The organism is Amycolatopsis sp. NPDC051371, from assembly GCF_040682155.1.
In the GTDB taxonomy this organism is placed as follows: Bacteria; Actinomycetota; Actinomycetes; order Mycobacteriales; family Pseudonocardiaceae; genus Amycolatopsis.
On the sequence record NZ_JBFBAG010000027.1, the window covers coordinates 91,251 to 107,127 of the forward strand.

Sequence of the window (15,877 nt, forward strand, 5' to 3'; positions counted from 1 at the left end):
CTCAAGCGATATCAGCTCATGCCAGGTAGACGTCGTTGCCTTGCGGGTCGTAGACGATCAAACCGTGGTCCGCGGCCATGCGCAGGACCGGGCCGATGGCCGGCGTGCTTCGGGAACCGAACCCAAGATGCATGATCACATGGTCGATGCCCACTGAAAGCGGCGTCGAGTTCCACGGGCAGTCAAGAGCTTCAACAGCCGGACCGTGGTCGGGGTAGATGGATTGCAACTGCTCGTAAAAAGCCACGATGCGCTTGTCCGGCTCACCGGCATCGTGGGTGCCCGCGGCGATGCAACGTTCGAACCTCCGACGCGCGAAGTCGGCGTCGTTATCGGCACCCAAGGCCAGGACCGCCAGATCGAAACTCATGACCTCATCATGGTCATCGCGACCGGCGGCCGTGTGGCCGCCGGGACCAGTTCACGTCCTCGTCTTCCAAAGTCGGGATCACGGGTGACAGAAGGTGGTCTGCGTGCTCAGTGACCGCGCCTCGAACCAGTCGGAAGACACGGAAGTCCACCATGTGCTCCGGGTGTTCGTCGTCGTGGACGTACAGCAGTCCGTATGACCCGGGGGCAAGCCGCCCCACTTCGGCGAACAACTCGACCACCGCCCCACCATGCTGCCCGCGGCGATTCGGGTTCCCACCCAGGTGAATGTAGTACGTGCCATTCATCGGCTGCAGATCCGCCAACGCATAACCAGCGAACTCGTCGACCAACGCCTGGATCTCGCTGAGACGAAGTTGCGGTTCGTCGTCAACCACTGCAGCGGTCTGACGAAGGGTGATCCAACCGTGGTACTCGAACATGGCAAGAGTCTAAAAGGCCAGGCGCGAACCCCTCTGCGCACCAGCCGGCCAACTTCCGCTCGGCCGCTGTCGGCGCTGCCGAGACGCACGCTCATGCCGATGATCGGACGTTATGTGAATTGAGTGCCAGCTTCTCGAGATAAGTGCAGCAGTGGGATCGGCTCGTTGCCCGGCAGCACGTCGATCACCGGCTTCAGCTCGGGGCGGATCGATCCGTCAGTGCGGCTGAGCAAGCCACTCGGAAGGAGCGTCGCGAGAACCGCGAGACGGCCGCGGCTAAGTAAGCGACAACCCGGTTGCCGGTAGCCTGACGACGTGGCCGAACCCGTGTCCCAGAACGCTCCTGAGGATGACCCCGATCGCTCCGAGGAGGACCAGCCCAGGCGGTCCCGCTCCGAGGAGCGCGGGGGATCCCGACGGCGGCGAGCCAAGCCCGCCAAGAAACGGTCGTTCTGGAAGGAACTGCCGATCCTGCTCGTGATCGCTTTGGTGCTCACGATCTTGATCCAGACGTTCCTCGCGAAGGTCTTCATGATCCCCTCGGGGTCCATGGAGGCCACCCTGCACGGTTGCCCCGGGTGCACCGGTGACCGGATCCTCGTCGACCGGGTCACCTACGACTTCACCGAGCCCTCGCCGGGTGACGTGATCGTGTTCAAGGGTCCGCCGGCGTGGGTCAACAACGAGATCGCGCCGCAGGAGTCGAGCAACATCGTCGTCCAGGGTCTGCGCGGTCTCGGCTCGCTGGTCGGGTTCGCCCCGCCGGACGAGCGCGACTTCGTCAAGCGCGTGATCGCCGTGGGTGGCCAGACCGTCCAGTGCTGCGACACGCAGGGCCGGGTCGTCGTGGACGGCAAGGGGCTCGACGAGCCGTACGTCCACTGGGAAGACCCGTCCAACCAGACGGAGCACACCTTCGAGCCGGTCAAGGTCCCCGCGGGGATGGTGTGGGTCATGGGCGACAACCGCAACAACTCCGAGGACTCCCGGTTCCAGGGCGGCGGCGGCGTGAACGGCGCGGTCCCCGTGGACAACATCATCGGCAAGGCGCGGATCATCGTCCTGCCGCCGGGCCGCTGGGGTGGCATCACCGACCACAACCCGCAGGAAGCGGCCCAGCCGGCGGCGCTCGGCGCGCCGGCGTGGCAGAGTGGTGTCCCGCTCGGGGCCGGCATCGCGGCGGCCTGGCCGGCGCTGTTCCTGGGGCGCAAACTGAAGTCCGGGGTGCGCCGGGCGGCCGTGCGGAGACGCTAGTCACCCCGATCCTGTTGGCAGACGGGTGATTTCGCCTTGACTCTCTCCATTCCCCTGACCAAGGCGGAGCCGATCCGGCCGCCGCGGGCCGTGGTGCGCGGCGACGACCTCTTCTGAGGGTGCACGGCGCGCTCGGCCGTCGCACCCTCGGTCCGGTCACCGGCAGTCCTACAGTAGTGATCATGACCACGGCGGCCCAAGAGGCGTTCCTGCGCGAGTTCCATGCACGTCACCCGGCGGTGACCTCCGGTGCGATGGGCCGCGGCAGGGCACCGGACGGGCGGTCGAGTTACGAAATCGTACGAGACCGGGTCGAAGACCATGCTCGGGTGCTTGACCTCGGCTGCGGGGACGGCTTCCTGCTCGAGCTGCTCGCCGAGGCTGGACACGAGGTCACCGGGATTGACCTCTCGGCTGCTGACCTGGCGCTCGCTCGGCAGCGGCCGTCCCTTGCCGAGGCGAAGCTGCTGGAAGGACGGGCACAGAACCTGCCATTTCCTGACGGCGTCTTCGACGCCTGCGTATCGCACATGGCGTTCATGCTGATGCCGGACATCGAATGCGTCGCCGCCGAACTCGCCCGCGTTCTGCTGCCCGGTGGACTACTGGCCTTGGTGCTCGGTGGCGGAGCCGGCGGAGGTGAGGGATACGAACTGTTCCAGCGGCTGATCCGCCCGGTGCTTGCCGACACCCCGGCTCGGCAGCAAGTCCCGCAACTGGGAGATCGGCGCACCAGGCACCGCGACGGCGTCGACGAAATCCTTATTTCGGCCGGGTTCTCACCAGTTGAGTGAACCACCGCGCCGATCGACCTGGGTGGCGACGCTGAGCAGGTGTGGTCGATCGTCTCGGCAACCTACAACCTTATGCCGCTCGACCCCGCAGTCGTGAAGTCGCTCCAGGACGAGTTCATGGCCAAGGCGGCCGGGCTAGCCGATGCCGACGGCCGGGTCCCATGCGTGATGAACGTCCACCTCGCCGTGGCGAGACGTTGCTGACGCTGGACGGTTTCTAGGCAGGTGCACCGGGCGCAGAGCGGTCAGTCTGTGGACTTCGGCGACCGTCAGCACGGCTAATGTCCGATATTGTCGCAATAAGGGCACCCGTCAGCGCGTGCTGGTCAACTACGCCGGCGCGTTCTGCATGCGGTTGGCCACGCGTCTTCAGCCGTCCGGTGTGGCGAGATCTGTTGGCAGACATCATCCGACGTACGGCGCGATCGCCGTGTAGCCGCCGTCCACGGCCAGCTCCGCGCCGGTCACGAACGAGGCGCGGTCCGACAGCAGCCACGCCGCCGCCTCGGCCACGTCCTCCGGGCGGGCCAGCCGCTTCAGCGCGTTCCCCCGGCGACCCGGTCGCGCTCGCCGGGGAGCGAGTCGAGCCACGGCCCGATCGCGGGGTTTCGGTGACGCCGGGTTCAGGACGTGGACCCGGATCCCCGAGGCGCCGTAGTCGGCGGTTGCCGACTTCGACAGCCCGACCACGCCGTGCTTGGACGGCGGAGTACGCGGCGGAGAAGGCGGTCCCGAAGAACGCGGCCGGGCTGGCGTTGTTGACGATCGCGCCGCCATTGGCCGCTCGCATCGCGCGGATTTCGTGTCGCAGGCACTGCGCGATGCCGGTCAGGTTGGTCGCGAGCGCCGCCTGCCACGCCTCCGGTGAAGTGTCCGCGAGCGGCGTTCCCTCCGGACCGACGCCGGCGTTTTTGAAGGCCACGTCGAGCCGCCCGAACTCCTCGACCGCCGCGGCGACGACCGCTTCGCAGTCCGCGTCCCGGGCGACGTCGGCGACCACCGCGGCGGCCTGCCCTCCCGCGGCCCGGATCTGCTCGACCAGCGCGGCGAGCTTGTCCGCCGAACGCGCTCAGCACCACGGCCGCGCGCCTTCCCGGGCGAAGAGCCGCGCGGACGCGGCACCGATCCCGGTGCTCGCTCCGGTGATCAGCGCGACCTTTTCGGCCAGCAGCATGACGCGACCGTAGATCACCGCGCCGGGCAAATCCACGGTTCGCACATGGGCGTTTCCCGGACGGAAGGCGCAGGAATCCGGCAGAGTGTGCAGGCTATGCGGCGTCCCGGCGGGCCACCACCCGGTACGCGTTGGACCACCCGCGCTGCCGGCCGAAGGGTGCACTGATCCGGTCCGCCGCCGAGGCCAGTACGAACAACGGCACGCACGCGACGAACGTGGCCTTGCGCAGGATCCGCCGCCACCGCGGTGGCGGGGCGCCCCGCCACGGAAGATCCTCCCCGGCGATCGTCAGGGCGTTGACCGCCATGATCGACGCGGCCAGCACATCGATGGCGCCGTGCGGCTCGGCACGTTGCTCGGCGACCACCGTGAATCCGCGGGTCGCCAGCTCGGCACGGAGGTTGCCGATCGGCATCAGGTTCAGATGCTGGGGTTGCAGCCAGGGCATCCACCACCGGCCGAGCACCTTCGCCCAGCGACATTCCGGATCGGGCAGCTCGATCGCCAGCAGCCCGCCGGGCCGCACCACCGTCATCGCCGCCGCCAGCTCTCGCTGGGGTTCCGCGGTGTGTTCCAGGTAGTGGTACATGCTGACCACGTCGTAGCGCCCGGCGAGCTCCTCGGCCAAGTCCACGAACGAGCCCCGGTAGCCGGTGCGGATCCGGCCCTGCCGACGCGCCAGGTCTACCCCGTCGCCGAGATCGAGGCCGTCGAACTTGACTCCGGGCAGCACCGCGGCGGCTTCGTTGCAGAAATGCCCGTGTCCCATGCCGACGTCGAGCCACTCGCCCGATGCGCCGGCTTCCCGGGCCAGCTCGGCGCGGGAGCGATAACCCGCCCGGTTGCCTTCGAACATCCCGGTCATGTTCTTTTCGCCGAGCCCGTCATAGCAGTCCCGGTAGTAGAACTCGAGCCCGGCCGGGTTCAGCCGAGGGTTCTGGAAGACGTGCCCGCAGTCCCGGCATTCGTCGAGCACGAACCGGCCCGGCTTGTGCTGCAGCAAGTCGGTCGTGCGCAACCGGCCCCGAAGCGCACCGGAGTCGCACCACGGACAGCTGGTCCGGCGAGGCTCGAAGAACCGATCCACACCGCCGGCCAGGTCCTCCAGGTAGGCCGGGCGGCGCGAGGCGACCGGATCGGCTGGCGTGTCGTCCTCGATCATGGAGGCGGAGCCTAGTGCGCGAACCAACGGGAGGTGCACCGTCGAACGGACGAAAGTGCGTGCCAGCCTCGCGAGTTCCGTCTCGCTCCTGGCTGCATACGAACGTCACTGGTGCGGTTGGTCGCCCGCTCGCGTTCGCTCATGCAGAGGAGCGGACGGTTCCGGCCGAGTTCGTAGCCGTCCTCAAGCCGTGTATGAGTGGCGTCGTGGGGGAGCGGGAAGACGGGAAGAGAGCGTCGAGGGTGTCCGCGCGGAACGGGACGCGCTGCGCCGGAGGTTGCCGATCTATGTGCGTGGCTGTCGGTGAAGGTGGAGCTGATCCAGCGTGAACCTGGTCCTGGCGGGCTCACCACGCTCAGCGTCGGGTCTGACGGGGAGTCATCGCCAAGATCGAGAAGCTCATGGAGGAGCAGGGGGTAGTGATCCAGCAGGTCGCGTTGTTGTCGCCGACCGCTCAGTGAACTCGCAGCTCCGCGTCTGGGACCGCTACAAAGGAGTGGTGACCGGGGATGATTTCGACTGGCTGTCGACGAGCACGCTGGGTGAAGCCGCCTGTGTGACCATGGTGAGGACCACGGACGTGGACGCCGTGGTGCGAGGCTTGGGCGGGGTGGCAGGCGAGGTCCGGACCGTCCCGTTCGCGGAGGCAGGGAACGACCTCGACCAGGCGTACGCGATCGTCGTGTGCCACCAGGGCGAGTACGTCGTCGCGATCGAAGCCAACGGCTTCCAGGGCTCGCGGCCCGAGGTCCTGCGCCGGGTGTCGCGGCTCGGCGAGACGGTGAGTGCCTTCTGGAACATTGAGGCGCTGACCAGGTTCAGCTACGCCGTCAATGGCCGCATCAAGACGGCGTTCGAAGCGGGCGCCGACTCATGGAAGGAAGGCGAGGACCCCGATTGCCTGGCGCCGCTGGTCGCGGAGATCGACTGGGAGGCGGGTCATCGGCGGACCGGCCTGCTCCTCGCCGCGCGGCTGACCGGGCAGCCGTTCACCGAAGACTGGCTGTACGGCGAGGTCCTCGTCGCGCCGATCGCGGAACACCTCGAGGACATGCGCCCGGTGACGCTGGGGTTTGAGTCGCTGGAGTAACAGCACCCGGTGCTCGCCGCGGCGCTGCGGCGAGCCGAGGACGAGTCGCTGCTGACCCTCGCCCGTGCCGCCGTCGACGAAGTGGTCGCCTCGGCCGGGCTGACCGGGGTACCCGGCGGCGGAATCGAGTTCGACGAGCTGCTTCGCATGGCCCGCTACGAGGCCGGCGCGAGCGGCTACGGCGGATACGCACCGGGTGTCGACCGCCTCCGGCTCGTCGCCCTGGACGCCGTACGCGCGCTGCGAATCGCGCCGAACCCGCTTACTGCCGCATTCAAGACGATCGACGCGGCGAAACTCGCCAAGCAACTGGACCGCCTGGATCCGGCGCCGATGCTCGCCGGCTTCCTGGACCTATTGGGAAGCCCCCCGGCACCGTCCGGCGCGGACGGCGCTCGTGCCGGTACCGGCGGCCCGCTGCAACGCCACGCGTGGATCACCGATCACTGGCTCGGCCTCGCAGCATCCATCACCTACGTGCGAAGTACCCCACTCGACACCGTCGCGGCGGCGTTCGGCGGCATCGCGTCCGGCGCAGGACCGGTGTCCCTCACCGACACCGAACAGGTCGCGCTGCGGCGCGAGGACGATTGGACAATCGCGATCGCGTTCAACCGGAGCCCGTTCGCGCACGAGATCGTCGACGCCCTTCGTCCGCACACGACAGTGCTCAACGTCGGCTGGGAGACTCGCGGCAACAAGCTGGCCTACTACGCCCAACCCGGCCACGACGTCGCCGTGATCCGGCCGGGCCAAGGCGACGTCCCGACGCCTCTGGCTTCCTACACCACGTCCCTTCCAGCGGCAGCGGGCAACGGCGCTGCGTGGCTGCTCGCGCTGGGTGAGGCCGTCACCGGCATCGCCTTCATCCCGGAAGGACTGGACGCGCAACACACACTTCTCCGTCCTGCCTGAAGGCTCGGGCATCCCATTGCTGTCTCAAGGCCTGGTCGACGAGCTGAACTTGCTGCTGTACTCGGTGAGTGGACAGCTGAGTGGTCGTATCTGGCCGCAGCCGTGGAATCGTCATGGAGTTACTTGGGTGCGCTCCAGAAGTCGCGGGCATCCTGTCCGACACCGTAGTCCCGACCAGTGCTCAACTGGGCCATCAAATCGGGTCGACGGTCGGCATCCGGCGAATGCTCGTCCGGGGCCGTCCCGGCCGATGCCGGCATGCGGCGACGTCGCCTCAGATTGCGGGGCTTTCCCTCACAGACGTACACCGCGGCGACCGCACACGCCTTTGCGATCATCATGCTCGAGCCGGAAGTTGTTGCCTGGCCTCGCAGAAGGAGCCAGTCGGCCACCGAACACACACGAAGCAGTTCGTCATCTGAACACGTCATGACCCATAGAGCAACGTCGTCCTCGCCATAACGACGTAGATCTTCCGCGATCAAGCCGACACTTGTATCCAGCACGCCGAAGGCTACCGCAGTCATTCCTCGCAACCATCGTGTTCGACGAGCGGCCTGGCCACAGCCGCCTCGTGGCCCTACAGGCAACCTCTTCGCCGCCTGGAAGTCCGCAGCCGGACCGCGCGGACCTGCACTCAGCGATCATCGGCTTGCGGGACGACGTTCCCCCGTCTAGCTCCGCACAGGTCTCCGTGCCGCTGAGCGGTCCCCGGTCGTTCACTCGACGTCCGCTCGTGTCGACGAGGAGTTGCAGGGTGGCTACCAGAGAGGTCGGCGGAGACCGGGTTCGACGAGATGGCTGCTCGTCGTTGGATCAACCTGGGGTGTCGGCGCATCGAGGAACGCGCACGGGCCGCCTCCGTCGTGGTGTAAGCGAAACCGGACCGGCCCATGCAGGCCGGCCAAGCCCCGGCGGCCGCGGCGTAGGCGGGATCGCCGAGGACGCTGTCCTGTCGGCTCCGGTCGAGGTAGTCGGTCATCGACTTCGTCTCGAATCACGACCGGTAGTCGCCGTAGAGGCGTGCGTCCGCTTGGGCGACGCACCCCGTGCTGCTGTGTCCTATGACCAGGCCGTTCGGGAAGGTCACGGTCACGCCCGGCGCGCTCGGGCCGCCGTTGAGCGCGAGACCGTAGGCAGTTCGGCGAGCGGCCGGCAGGTTCCGCACGTAGCGTGCATTCGGGTTGTCGGCCTGGGCTCGGCTGGCTGAGGCGCGCAGGACGCGTGCGAACCCGTTCACCTCTGCCCACCCCCGTGCGCCGACGCCCTGCCGAGTCCGAGCGCTCCGCAGGTGTTCAGGCCTACCGCGATCCGGTTGTGCCCGGTCGCTGGGTGGTGACCGCACAACACAGCGCGCACAACGCCACTGCCGCACCGGGACCTCCGGCGAGTGTGGGCCGGCCCGGACCTGCGCGGCCGGCCCGGCTGTGGCCCGGCGATCTTCTCTTGGCGTCTTCTCACCCTGGTCACGTCCACGGTTCACCGGGCTCCGGAAGGGGATCGCGAAGCGATCACCCCGAGGAGCCCTGACTTCCGCGGTTCACCTTCAACGAGGAGAAGCTTCCAGTGGTTGCGGACAGCGAGATCTGTGAGCGGGTGGTGATGTGCTCGTCGAGGTGGTCGCGCGGACCAGTTCGGTGGCGGCCCAGGAGCCGATGCCGCCGGATCACTGGATGCCGTGATGCGTGCGAACGCCTCTCTGGCGGCGTGCTCGACCGCGGCGTCGCGCCCTCGACGGGGCGCGACGCCGTGGCGGTGGTTCGGTCGGTTGTGGTTGGTGGCGCCGGTTTATGCGTGTTCTGCGGCTACTCGGTCGGCGAGGAGGGAAAGATGCTGGTCGAGTTGCCTTCCAGAGGTCTGCTGGTGGAGGAGGACGCCGACGGTGTAGGCGCCCGGTGCGTCGCCGGCGTAAGCGAGCGCGAAGGCCGCGAACAGGCGTGCCCGGCGGCGCAAGGCACTGGCGGCGATGAGCGTGGCGAGCTTGGCCCGGATTCGGCGGTCGGCGTTGCCGCGGTAGAGGGCCATCCACAGCTGCTCGACACGGCGGAGATCGAGGACGATGGGAGGGACGAGCAGCGGCGCGTAGATCGTGTTGTCGCGCAGAGCGCAGGCGAGGGCGAACCCGGTCTCGTCGTCGGGCAGTTCGCCTTTCGAGGCTTCGACGAGGGCCTGGGTGATCATCTGGTCGGTGCGGTCGTCGCAGCGGACGATCAGTGGCAAGACCGCACGGGCGAACCGGCCGAGGTGAGCGGGGAGGGTTTCGCCGTGCTCGGTGAAAGGGTGCCCCCAGGGCGGGGTCGGTGCGTCCGCGACGATCTGCACGGGATGGGAGAAGTCCACCGCTGAGGAGTACTCGAGGACGGTGCCGATGCGGTCGGGGTAGCGGTAGTCGAGCCAGGTAGCGGCGGGGCGGGTGTGTGGGGTCCAGTAGCGGCCTACCACGGTGTGGCCGGCGGAGCGCAGCGCACTTTCGAGCGCGGCGATCGCGGCGCGGTGCGGGAGTGGCCGTTGCTCCTGATCGTGGCCAACGACGACGACGAGCACGTCCGCGGCGCTGTCCGTCGGCAGCTCGGCCCGGACGTGCGCCGCCATAGTCACCGACGGCAGGGCTTGTACCTCCAAGGAGGGGAAGGCCAGGACGGCCGGTGTGGCGGGTACGTCTGGGTGGCTGCGCTGGGTGGGGAAGCCGATGACGAACAGGGTGTCGGAGCTGCTGTCGGGCAGGGCGCCGATCACCTGTCCGGGGGTGAGAAACACGGTCACGGTGGTGCTCCCGTCGCTCAGCTCTCCCGGGCGTGTGGCGGGGGAGAGGCGGTGGCGGCTCACGGGGGTGTGAGCCGCCACCGCCCGAGCGCGCGCCCCGACGGCGGCACCGAGTCGCTGACGTGGCCGGATTCGACCAAGCGGGCTGCCGTCGGGGTGCGCGCTACCATCGGTCGGCCTCGCCTCCGCGGCCGACGCCACGGCCCTTGCGTTGCCTCGTCGACGGCATGGGCTGTGCCGTCCTGAATGAGCGGGGACATCGGCGGTGACTGGATTGGTCCTGCAAGCCGAGAACGACACCCTGTACATGGCCGTTGACTTCGTCCTGGGCTCCGACGCCGGCTGATCCGCCAGTCAGGTCCTGCCGGGAGCACGGTGTGGGAACGGCGGTGGGCGGCTCAGGGGAGGGTGAGCCGCCCACCGCTCGACCACGCGCGGCGGCGGCGCCATCGGTGTCGACGTGATGAGGATCGATCAGCGTGCCGCCGTCGGGGCGCGAGTTGCGAGTTACCGTCGGTCGGCCGGACGTCCCGCGGCAGCCGGCCCCGGTTCCTCAGGTGCGTCCTCGGTATCCGCGATCGCGGCGAGGATGTCCTCGGCGCAGGTGGCCAGCCGAGCCGTGCCGTTCTGGATCAGCTGGTGGCAACCTGTCGATTGGACGGAGTCGACCGGACCGGGCACGGCGAGCACGGGCCGCCCCAGGGCCGCGGCGGTGTGAGCGGTGGTGCGGGCGCCGCTGCGGAGTCCCGCTTCGACGATCACCGTGGCCCGGGTGAGCGCGGCGAGCAGGCGGTTGCCGTCGATGAACCGGTGCCGGGCAGGAGGGGTGCGCGGCGGGTACTGCGACACGACCGCGCCGGTGCGGGCAATCCGCTCGAGCAGGCCGACGTGCCCGGCGGGGTAGCCGATGTCGATCCCGCAGCCCAGGACCGCGACGGTGCAGGCGGAGACGTCGGTAGCGAGTGCCCCGCGATGGGCGGCGCCGTCGATGCCGTAGGCGGCGCCGCTGAACACTACGACATTTCGGCTCGCGAGCGAGTACGCGAGCTCGCCAGCGTGGTGCTCGCCGTACTCGGTCGCCGCGCGGGATCCGACGATCACGACAGAGCGGGTGACGAGCATGTCGAGCCGGGGTTCGCCGCGGACCCACAAGCCCAGCGGCGCGCTGTGGCTGTCGCAGTCGGTCGCGGCCGCCGTCAGGGTGGCGAGCGCTTCGGTGGGCCATTCGTCGTCCTCGGGGATCACGAAGCGAGCACCGCCGGCCGCTGCCTGCTCGAGGTCGGCGGTGGCGAGTTCCCGGCGTGTGTCGCGACGGCAGTGGTCGAGCACGTCGGTCGGGGCGGAGCGCTCATCGACGCGCCGCGCCGCTTCGACCGGCCCGACTTCGGTGACATAGCGCGCCAGGTGCGGTGAGGTCGGTTCGGCGGCGTAGTGCAGGAACGCGCGCGCGTGACGCGCGTCGGTGGCATCGGGCATCAGTGCTCCTGGGGTGAGAACGTCGGTGGGTGGCGGTGCTGCGGCATCAGGTGGTGGCGGGCCAGGCCCGGACGCGGATCTCGTCACCGCGGCGTTCGACGACGGTGCCTACGGGCCACCTGGCGGCGACCAGGAGCAGCTCCACGGCGCCGTTGACGGCATCGGCGCGGGTGTCGCGGTCGTCCGGGAATCCGAGTGCGACGAGCGCGGAGTGGAAGCGGTCGATGTACTCCAGCGGGGTCGTCTCGGATTCCACGATCTCGGCGGTGGTGGTCGTCTGCCGGCTGGTGATGCCGGCGAAGCTGCGGGCGCAGCCGCAGATCGGGTGGTCGGGGTCGTCGTGGCTCTTGCTGGCCAGGTCGACGACTTCGGTTTCCGGGATGGAGTTGGAGTCGTTGGAGCGCTGGCCTTGGGTGCGGTGGGTTGAGACGAAGTACTGCAGCACGGTGTGGCCTCCTTGAGGTGGCGGTGTCCGGCTGGTGTGGCCGGGACGGACACGGCCTGCGCGAGCGGGCCCGCGGCGGTCCCGGGGCAAGCCCCACAGGGAAACGCCGGCCTGGCAGGCTCCGCTGGAAGGGGGGCTTGCGCCGGACCGCGGGTCTGCTGCACTGGGTGTCGGCCCGGCGAACCAGTCGTACCGCGGTTTGCGGGGGAGGACAGGTAGCTGGTCGCTGCGGTTTGTACAGGACCTGGCACCTAAAGTTATCGGGAGAAAATTCGCCACAGTTGTGGCGAATTTCGTATTCCTGGTGCACTGTGGGAGTTAGAAGGTGATCTACGGTGGTCCAGTCGGGAGTGGCCACAGTGGACCCTTCTGAGGACCGTCTCTGCTATCAACCCCCATGTGGAGAACGGTTCTCGGCTCGGGAGAGGTCGCAGGGGAGGGCACCTCTCCCGAGCCGTACGTCCCCGCAGACCTGTGAACCAGGTTCAGAAATTGGTTGGTCTGCTGGGGGAACTTTTGTCCACCGTGCGGTGGGCCGTGTCGTTACGCGTCGTGCGTGAGCCTGTTGCCTATGCCCGGGAGGGTGTTCCCTGTTCGGTCACGTCGACGCGACGTTCTGACAGGAGTCATGCCATGACAGCAATCCTCAGCGCCACCGTGGCGCGCCGAGCCGTCGCGTCCGTACTGGCCGGCGGGGCGTTGACCGGTTCGGTTCTGGCCGCGGCCGCCCCGGCTCAGGGCGCGGCAATGCCGTCGATGTCCCCGATCGTGGGGCAGAGGCCGGCCAGCCCGACATGGGACCCGCGGGTGAGGGCACCGGAGACTCCGGTGTCGCGGCGGTTGCGCCGGACGGCAGCCTGGTCTGGTCAACGCGCGCTGCGTCGGCTTCGCGGCCGGCCTCGGCGGCGACGGCGCAGGCATGGATCGAGGTCACCGCGATCGCCGACGGGGCCCGTATCCGAGCGCGTCCGGTCACTGGCCCGGTCCTGGGCACGATCGCCTACGGTGCGACGTTCTGGGTGTCCTGCAAGCGTGGCGCGTCCGACGGTCATCCGTGGGGCTGGTCCTACCGCGGCGGCACCTACGGGTGGGTCCGCGGCGATCTGTGGGAGGTCGAGCAGCACACCGGTCCTGGTGGTACTGCGACGCCGCAGGTGCCGTGGTGCCCGTAGTGGTGGCAACCATGGCCCGCCAATTCGGCGTCAGCGTGCGACGGCGCAGTGCGCGTCAGCGCTGCCGGAGATTGCCGATCACGAATTCGGCCATCTTCGCAACGCCGCCGCAGCGGTCGGTGTCCCAGTAGCTCCCGCGAAGATCCTTACCCTCGATCTCGAAGGTCAGCATTTGCTCCGCGGTGACTTCGACCGAGACCGAGCATTCCTGCGTCGATCCGAATTGGTGGTAGACGACGGCGGGAAGACCGCTGAGCGATGTTTCGGTCCACGGCTCCAGTTCGCCGCTCTGCTTCAAGGGGGAGGTGGAGAGCTCGGTGAGCGTTTTCGGGCTCTGGACCGGCTTCAACGCCACCATCTGAGCGCCGGCCGGGTTCGGCCAGGAGCATCCGAACGCGGGGAGGCTGGTCACCCGGTTCGGCTGCATCCCAGTCGGCGGATCGGACACGACGGCGGCGGCTTGCTCCTTGGTCAGCAGGCTGCACGGATCGGAGTCGAACGTTGTCAGGTCGACGGGGTTGTCGACCTGATCCAGCGGCAGGGGAGCGCCGGTCTGCGCGGGCGGCGGTGGCTGGGCGAGCAGCCGGTCGGGTTTCGATGGGCCGCAACCGGTCAGCAGGCTCGCGGCCACGACCGCCGCGCACACGGTCAGCGTTGTCCTCATGCCGGTGCCGCCGACGGGTCGATGCGCCATTGGCGTTGGTCGTCGATACCCGAGTTACTCGGCATCGGGGGCATATCCGGGAAGTTGGTGTTGCCTTGCACGAGGGCGGTCGCCTGCCTTTGAAAGCCGCCCAAGGTTTTCTGGGCTTCGGCGAACAAGTCGCTGACCGATTTGACGAGGTCGAACAGTGCGTCGGCGACGGTGTCGATCACTTCCTTGGAGGTGATGACGTCGAGGAAGGGGATCTCGGCTGTCGCGATCGCGATGATCGTTTTGTAGCCGACCTTGCCCAGTTCGACGGCGCAGTTGCCGATGAACTGGATGGCTTTGGCGTAGGTGTCGATGACGCAGCCGGCGATCTCGGAGAGGATCCCGGACATGCTGGCCACGACTTGTTGTTGCCCGTCGAGTGCCTTGCCGACGAGGTCGGCGTAGCCGGCGAACTGGTCCTTGCCGCGGCCGCTCCAGCTGCCGGCCACGGCCAGGACGGCCTGGGCGACGTCGTCGCCGGCGTCGCCGAGTTTCTTCTTCTGCGCGAAGTCCATCGCCATGGATTGGACGTGCAGGGCGTTGCCGAGCAGCAGGTTGCGGACGTCGGCCAGCAGCCGTAGGACGTTGTTCTGCCCGAATATCTGCGCGATCTGGCGGATCTTCGCGTCGGCGTCTTCGGGGTAGGGCTGCGGCTGTGCTCGAGGATCGGGCGGGGTGACCGGTGGTGTCGTCATGGTCAGTTCAGGCCCTTCTCTTGGTCGCGTAGCCGTTTGAAGTCTGCCTCGTCCTGGGTTTCGTAGTAGTCGGCGGCCTTGTCGAGTGCGTCGGCGAGTCGTTGCAGCTGCATGGCGCCTTTGGCGGTCTTGTCCCGCATGTGCGCGACAGTCTGGTTGAAGATGTCCACGACGTTCGCCATGACACCGAGCATCCCGACGTCGTCGTCGCGGAGGGTGATCTGGGGCAGGTCGTCGTTGGCGAAGCTGACGACTTTGTCGCTGGCGGCGTAGATGTCGTCGGTGGCTGTACGCAGGGTTTCGGGGTAGACCTCGAAGCCTGAGCCGGCTGCGGCGTTGCCGAACGGGTTGACGTTGCCGCTGCTCATCGGGTCTCCCGGGCCGCGTCGTCGACCATGTTTTTGCGTCGGGTCGCGGCCGCGGACTCAGCGTTGGTGATCGCACGCAGGACGTGCCCGGCGAGGCTGGCGCCGGTCTGCCCGGCGACCGCGTCGCGGGCGAGGTCGACCGAGACGAGGCCGCCGAGGCCGTCGACGGTGACGGTGCCGAGGTCGGCGCCGATGTCGAGGACCAGTGGCAGGCTCTCCCCGGTCTTCGCTGCCTGCTCGACCGCGGACACTCGGGCGTCGATCTCTTTCGCGAGGTGGTAGAGCTTTTCTTCGCTGTTCACCAGCGACCACCTCCGGTGTCCGGTTCGTCGTCGGTGAGGAAGTCGAGTTCCGCGAAGTTCTCGTCGTCGGGATCGGCGGGGCGTCGGCTGGGCTCCGCTACGGCGGCCTGTGGCGGCACAGCGGGTCCGGCGGTGGGTGGTGGGGGTGTCGGCTTGCCGAAGAGGGCGTTCAGGTGGGGCAGCGAGGATGCTCGTGCGGTGCTGCGGGCGTTGTGGACGGCTTCGACGATGCCGAGTCCGAGTTTTTGCACGTGGGTGCTGTGGAGGGCGCGGTCGTCGATGCGCAGGTCGACGAGCTTTTCCTGGCCGGTGACGGTGGCGGTGATCAGCTGGTCGGCCGAGCGTGCGGTGTGCCGGGTAGCTGCCAGCTGAGCGTCGAGTTCGCCGGCTTGCTGCTGCATCTGCCGCAGGTCGCGGTGTGGTGCGGTCATGACGGCGCCGCGACATCAAGCATGCTGTTTCCCCTACTCCAGGTCCTGTCGAGATGACAGAACGTGTCCGGCGTGCACCCTACTGCGACCGGGCGACAACGCAACCGGGAACCGGCGAGGAGCGGTCTAGGTCACGGCGACGTGAGCCGCGACCTGGTTCGATCCGCCTGCGAACTTATCGTCAGCGGCTGCTGTCGAGGATGTTGCTGCTTTCGGGTAGGCCTCGGCGTGGTGGTGTCGTCGCGGGTGGGGGTCACGGTAGACAGGGAAGTTCGGGGATTGCGGGGAGAGTTCTCGGATGACTGGTTTCGATGTGGTGCGCGCCGG

Annotated in this window: 21 protein-coding genes and 1 pseudogene; 6 read left to right on the forward strand and 16 right to left on the reverse strand. The window is 68.4% G+C overall.

Going from position 1 to position 15,877, the window contains the following annotated elements:
* Positions 1 to 16: 16 nt before the first annotated feature.
* Positions 17 to 370 carry a hypothetical protein gene (locus tag AB0M59_RS29975; protein ID WP_364621593.1) on the reverse strand — a complete coding sequence of 118 codons (354 nt, stop codon included), beginning with the start codon at positions 368 to 370 and terminating at the stop codon, positions 17 to 19.
* Positions 371 to 383: 13 nt separating this feature from the next.
* The gene (locus AB0M59_RS29980) at positions 384 to 812 is read right to left on the reverse strand and encodes an Imm7 family immunity protein (protein ID WP_364621596.1); all 429 of its coding nucleotides are present in this window, start codon (positions 810 to 812) and stop codon (positions 384 to 386) included.
* Positions 813 to 1,127: 315 nt separating this feature from the next.
* Between AB0M59_RS29980 and lepB the strand changes: the two genes are divergently transcribed.
* The 3 genes from lepB to AB0M59_RS29995 all read left to right on the forward strand — a co-directional run bounded on the left by lepB (position 1,128) and on the right by AB0M59_RS29995 (position 3,064).
* A complete protein-coding gene (gene lepB, locus AB0M59_RS29985; RefSeq protein WP_364621598.1) occupies positions 1,128 to 2,066 on the forward strand; it encodes a signal peptidase I in 939 nt (312 codons plus the stop codon).
* A 182-nt stretch (positions 2,067 to 2,248) separates the two neighbouring features.
* Entirely contained in the window at positions 2,249 to 2,860 is a 612-nt protein-coding gene (locus tag AB0M59_RS29990; protein WP_364621600.1) for a class I SAM-dependent methyltransferase, read from the forward strand.
* A gap of 39 nt (positions 2,861 to 2,899) precedes the next feature.
* A complete protein-coding gene (locus tag AB0M59_RS29995) occupies positions 2,900 to 3,064 on the forward strand; it encodes a hypothetical protein (protein WP_364621602.1) in 165 nt (54 codons plus the stop codon).
* Between the two features lie 201 nt (positions 3,065 to 3,265).
* Here the strand turns inward: AB0M59_RS29995 and AB0M59_RS30000 are convergent, their stop codons facing one another.
* The 4 genes and pseudogenes from AB0M59_RS30000 to AB0M59_RS30015 form a co-directional block, all read right to left on the reverse strand.
* A complete protein-coding gene (locus tag AB0M59_RS30000) occupies positions 3,266 to 3,637 on the reverse strand; it encodes an SDR family oxidoreductase (protein ID WP_364621603.1) in 372 nt (123 codons plus the stop codon).
* A pseudogene (locus AB0M59_RS30005) lies at positions 3,615 to 3,902 on the reverse strand (SDR family oxidoreductase); the annotation flags it as partial. The gene AB0M59_RS30000 and the pseudogene AB0M59_RS30005, both read right to left, overlap by 23 nt.
* Before the next feature lie 27 nt (positions 3,903 to 3,929).
* Positions 3,930 to 4,034, reverse strand: coding sequence for an SDR family NAD(P)-dependent oxidoreductase (locus AB0M59_RS30010; protein ID WP_364621606.1), 105 nt, complete (start codon positions 4,032 to 4,034; stop codon positions 3,930 to 3,932).
* A 94-nt stretch (positions 4,035 to 4,128) separates the two neighbouring features.
* Complete coding sequence (locus tag AB0M59_RS30015; protein ID WP_364621608.1) at positions 4,129 to 5,199, reverse strand: class I SAM-dependent methyltransferase; 1,071 nt, start codon at positions 5,197 to 5,199, stop codon at positions 4,129 to 4,131.
* 499 nt (positions 5,200 to 5,698) lie between these two features.
* On the opposite strand from AB0M59_RS30015, the gene AB0M59_RS30020 reads away from it, so the two are divergent.
* Together AB0M59_RS30020 and AB0M59_RS30025 are read left to right on the forward strand one after the other, a co-directional pair.
* Complete coding sequence (locus tag AB0M59_RS30020; RefSeq protein ID WP_364621611.1) at positions 5,699 to 6,289, forward strand: DUF6461 domain-containing protein; 591 nt, start codon at positions 5,699 to 5,701, stop codon at positions 6,287 to 6,289.
* A gap of 9 nt (positions 6,290 to 6,298) precedes the next feature.
* Entirely contained in the window at positions 6,299 to 7,204 is a 906-nt protein-coding gene (locus AB0M59_RS30025; protein WP_364621613.1) for a hypothetical protein, read from the forward strand.
* Between the two features lie 119 nt (positions 7,205 to 7,323).
* On the opposite strand, the gene AB0M59_RS30030 is transcribed toward AB0M59_RS30025, so the two are convergent.
* The 5 genes from AB0M59_RS30030 to AB0M59_RS30050 all read right to left on the reverse strand — a co-directional run bounded on the left by AB0M59_RS30030 (position 7,324) and on the right by AB0M59_RS30050 (position 11,888).
* Entirely contained in the window at positions 7,324 to 7,731 is a 408-nt protein-coding gene (locus tag AB0M59_RS30030; RefSeq protein ID WP_364621615.1) for a hypothetical protein, read from the reverse strand.
* A gap of 470 nt (positions 7,732 to 8,201) precedes the next feature.
* Complete coding sequence (locus tag AB0M59_RS30035; protein ID WP_364621618.1) at positions 8,202 to 8,444, reverse strand: hypothetical protein; 243 nt, start codon at positions 8,442 to 8,444, stop codon at positions 8,202 to 8,204.
* A gap of 548 nt (positions 8,445 to 8,992) precedes the next feature.
* Positions 8,993 to 9,940, reverse strand: coding sequence for a DUF4192 family protein (locus AB0M59_RS30040; RefSeq protein WP_364621621.1), 948 nt, complete (start codon positions 9,938 to 9,940; stop codon positions 8,993 to 8,995).
* A gap of 534 nt (positions 9,941 to 10,474) precedes the next feature.
* Positions 10,475 to 11,443, reverse strand: coding sequence for a DNA-processing protein DprA (gene dprA / locus AB0M59_RS30045; RefSeq protein ID WP_364621624.1), 969 nt, complete (start codon positions 11,441 to 11,443; stop codon positions 10,475 to 10,477).
* 46 nt (positions 11,444 to 11,489) lie between these two features.
* Positions 11,490 to 11,888 (reverse strand): hypothetical protein, encoded by a 399-nt coding sequence (locus AB0M59_RS30050; protein WP_364621627.1) that lies wholly within the window; start codon positions 11,886 to 11,888, stop codon positions 11,490 to 11,492.
* Positions 11,889 to 12,682: 794 nt separating this feature from the next.
* Here AB0M59_RS30050 and AB0M59_RS30055 point away from each other — a divergent pair.
* A complete protein-coding gene (locus tag AB0M59_RS30055) occupies positions 12,683 to 13,060 on the forward strand; it encodes a hypothetical protein (protein ID WP_364621629.1) in 378 nt (125 codons plus the stop codon).
* A 55-nt stretch (positions 13,061 to 13,115) separates the two neighbouring features.
* On the opposite strand, the gene AB0M59_RS30060 is transcribed toward AB0M59_RS30055, so the two are convergent.
* The 5 genes from AB0M59_RS30060 to AB0M59_RS30080 are packed head-to-tail and all read right to left on the reverse strand — an operon-like array spanning position 13,116 to position 15,550.
* Positions 13,116 to 13,724 (reverse strand): DUF3558 domain-containing protein, encoded by a 609-nt coding sequence (locus AB0M59_RS30060; RefSeq protein ID WP_364621632.1) that lies wholly within the window; start codon positions 13,722 to 13,724, stop codon positions 13,116 to 13,118.
* Complete coding sequence (locus AB0M59_RS30065) at positions 13,721 to 14,449, reverse strand: hypothetical protein (RefSeq protein ID WP_364621635.1); 729 nt, start codon at positions 14,447 to 14,449, stop codon at positions 13,721 to 13,723. The genes AB0M59_RS30060 and AB0M59_RS30065 overlap by 4 nt, the downstream gene beginning before the upstream one ends.
* Before the next feature lie 2 nt (positions 14,450 to 14,451).
* Positions 14,452 to 14,817 (reverse strand): type VII secretion target, encoded by a 366-nt coding sequence (locus tag AB0M59_RS30070; RefSeq protein WP_364621638.1) that lies wholly within the window; start codon positions 14,815 to 14,817, stop codon positions 14,452 to 14,454.
* Positions 14,814 to 15,119, reverse strand: coding sequence for a hypothetical protein (locus AB0M59_RS30075; RefSeq protein WP_364621641.1), 306 nt, complete (start codon positions 15,117 to 15,119; stop codon positions 14,814 to 14,816). Before AB0M59_RS30075 ends, AB0M59_RS30070 begins: the two co-directional genes overlap by 4 nt.
* Positions 15,116 to 15,550 (reverse strand): YbaB/EbfC family nucleoid-associated protein, encoded by a 435-nt coding sequence (locus AB0M59_RS30080; RefSeq protein ID WP_364621643.1) that lies wholly within the window; start codon positions 15,548 to 15,550, stop codon positions 15,116 to 15,118. Before AB0M59_RS30080 ends, AB0M59_RS30075 begins: the two co-directional genes overlap by 4 nt.
* Positions 15,551 to 15,877: the final 327 nt, after the last annotated feature.

Coding starts and splice junctions, on each gene's coding strand:
- AB0M59_RS29975 (WP_364621593.1), bottom strand. CDS start 370: ATGAGTTTCGATCTGGCGGTCCTGGCCTTGGGTGCCGATAACGACGCC.
- AB0M59_RS29980 (WP_364621596.1), bottom strand. CDS start 812: ATGTTCGAGTACCACGGTTGGATCACCCTTCGTCAGACCGCTGCAGTG.
- AB0M59_RS29990 (WP_364621600.1), top strand. CDS start 2,249: ATGACCACGGCGGCCCAAGAGGCGTTCCTGCGCGAGTTCCATGCACGT.
- AB0M59_RS30000 (WP_364621603.1), bottom strand. CDS start 3,637: ATGGCGGCGCGATCGTCAACAACGCCAGCCCGGCCGCGTTCTTCGGGA.
- AB0M59_RS30010 (WP_364621606.1), bottom strand. CDS start 4,034: ATGCTGCTGGCCGAAAAGGTCGCGCTGATCACCGGAGCGAGCACCGGG.
- AB0M59_RS30015 (WP_364621608.1), bottom strand. CDS start 5,199: ATGATCGAGGACGACACGCCAGCCGATCCGGTCGCCTCGCGCCGCCCG.
- AB0M59_RS30030 (WP_364621615.1), bottom strand. CDS start 7,731: ATGACTGCGGTAGCCTTCGGCGTGCTGGATACAAGTGTCGGCTTGATC.
- dprA (WP_364621624.1), bottom strand. CDS start 11,443: ATGCCCGATGCCACCGACGCGCGTCACGCGCGCGCGTTCCTGCACTAC.
- AB0M59_RS30055 (WP_364621629.1), top strand. CDS start 12,683: ATGGGACCCGCGGGTGAGGGCACCGGAGACTCCGGTGTCGCGGCGGTT.
- AB0M59_RS30060 (WP_364621632.1), bottom strand. CDS start 13,724: ATGAGGACAACGCTGACCGTGTGCGCGGCGGTCGTGGCCGCGAGCCTG.
- AB0M59_RS30065 (WP_364621635.1), bottom strand. CDS start 14,449: ATGACGACACCACCGGTCACCCCGCCCGATCCTCGAGCACAGCCGCAG.
- AB0M59_RS30070 (WP_364621638.1), bottom strand. CDS start 14,817: ATGAGCAGCGGCAACGTCAACCCGTTCGGCAACGCCGCAGCCGGCTCA.
- AB0M59_RS30080 (WP_364621643.1), bottom strand. CDS start 15,550: ATGACCGCACCACACCGCGACCTGCGGCAGATGCAGCAGCAAGCCGGC.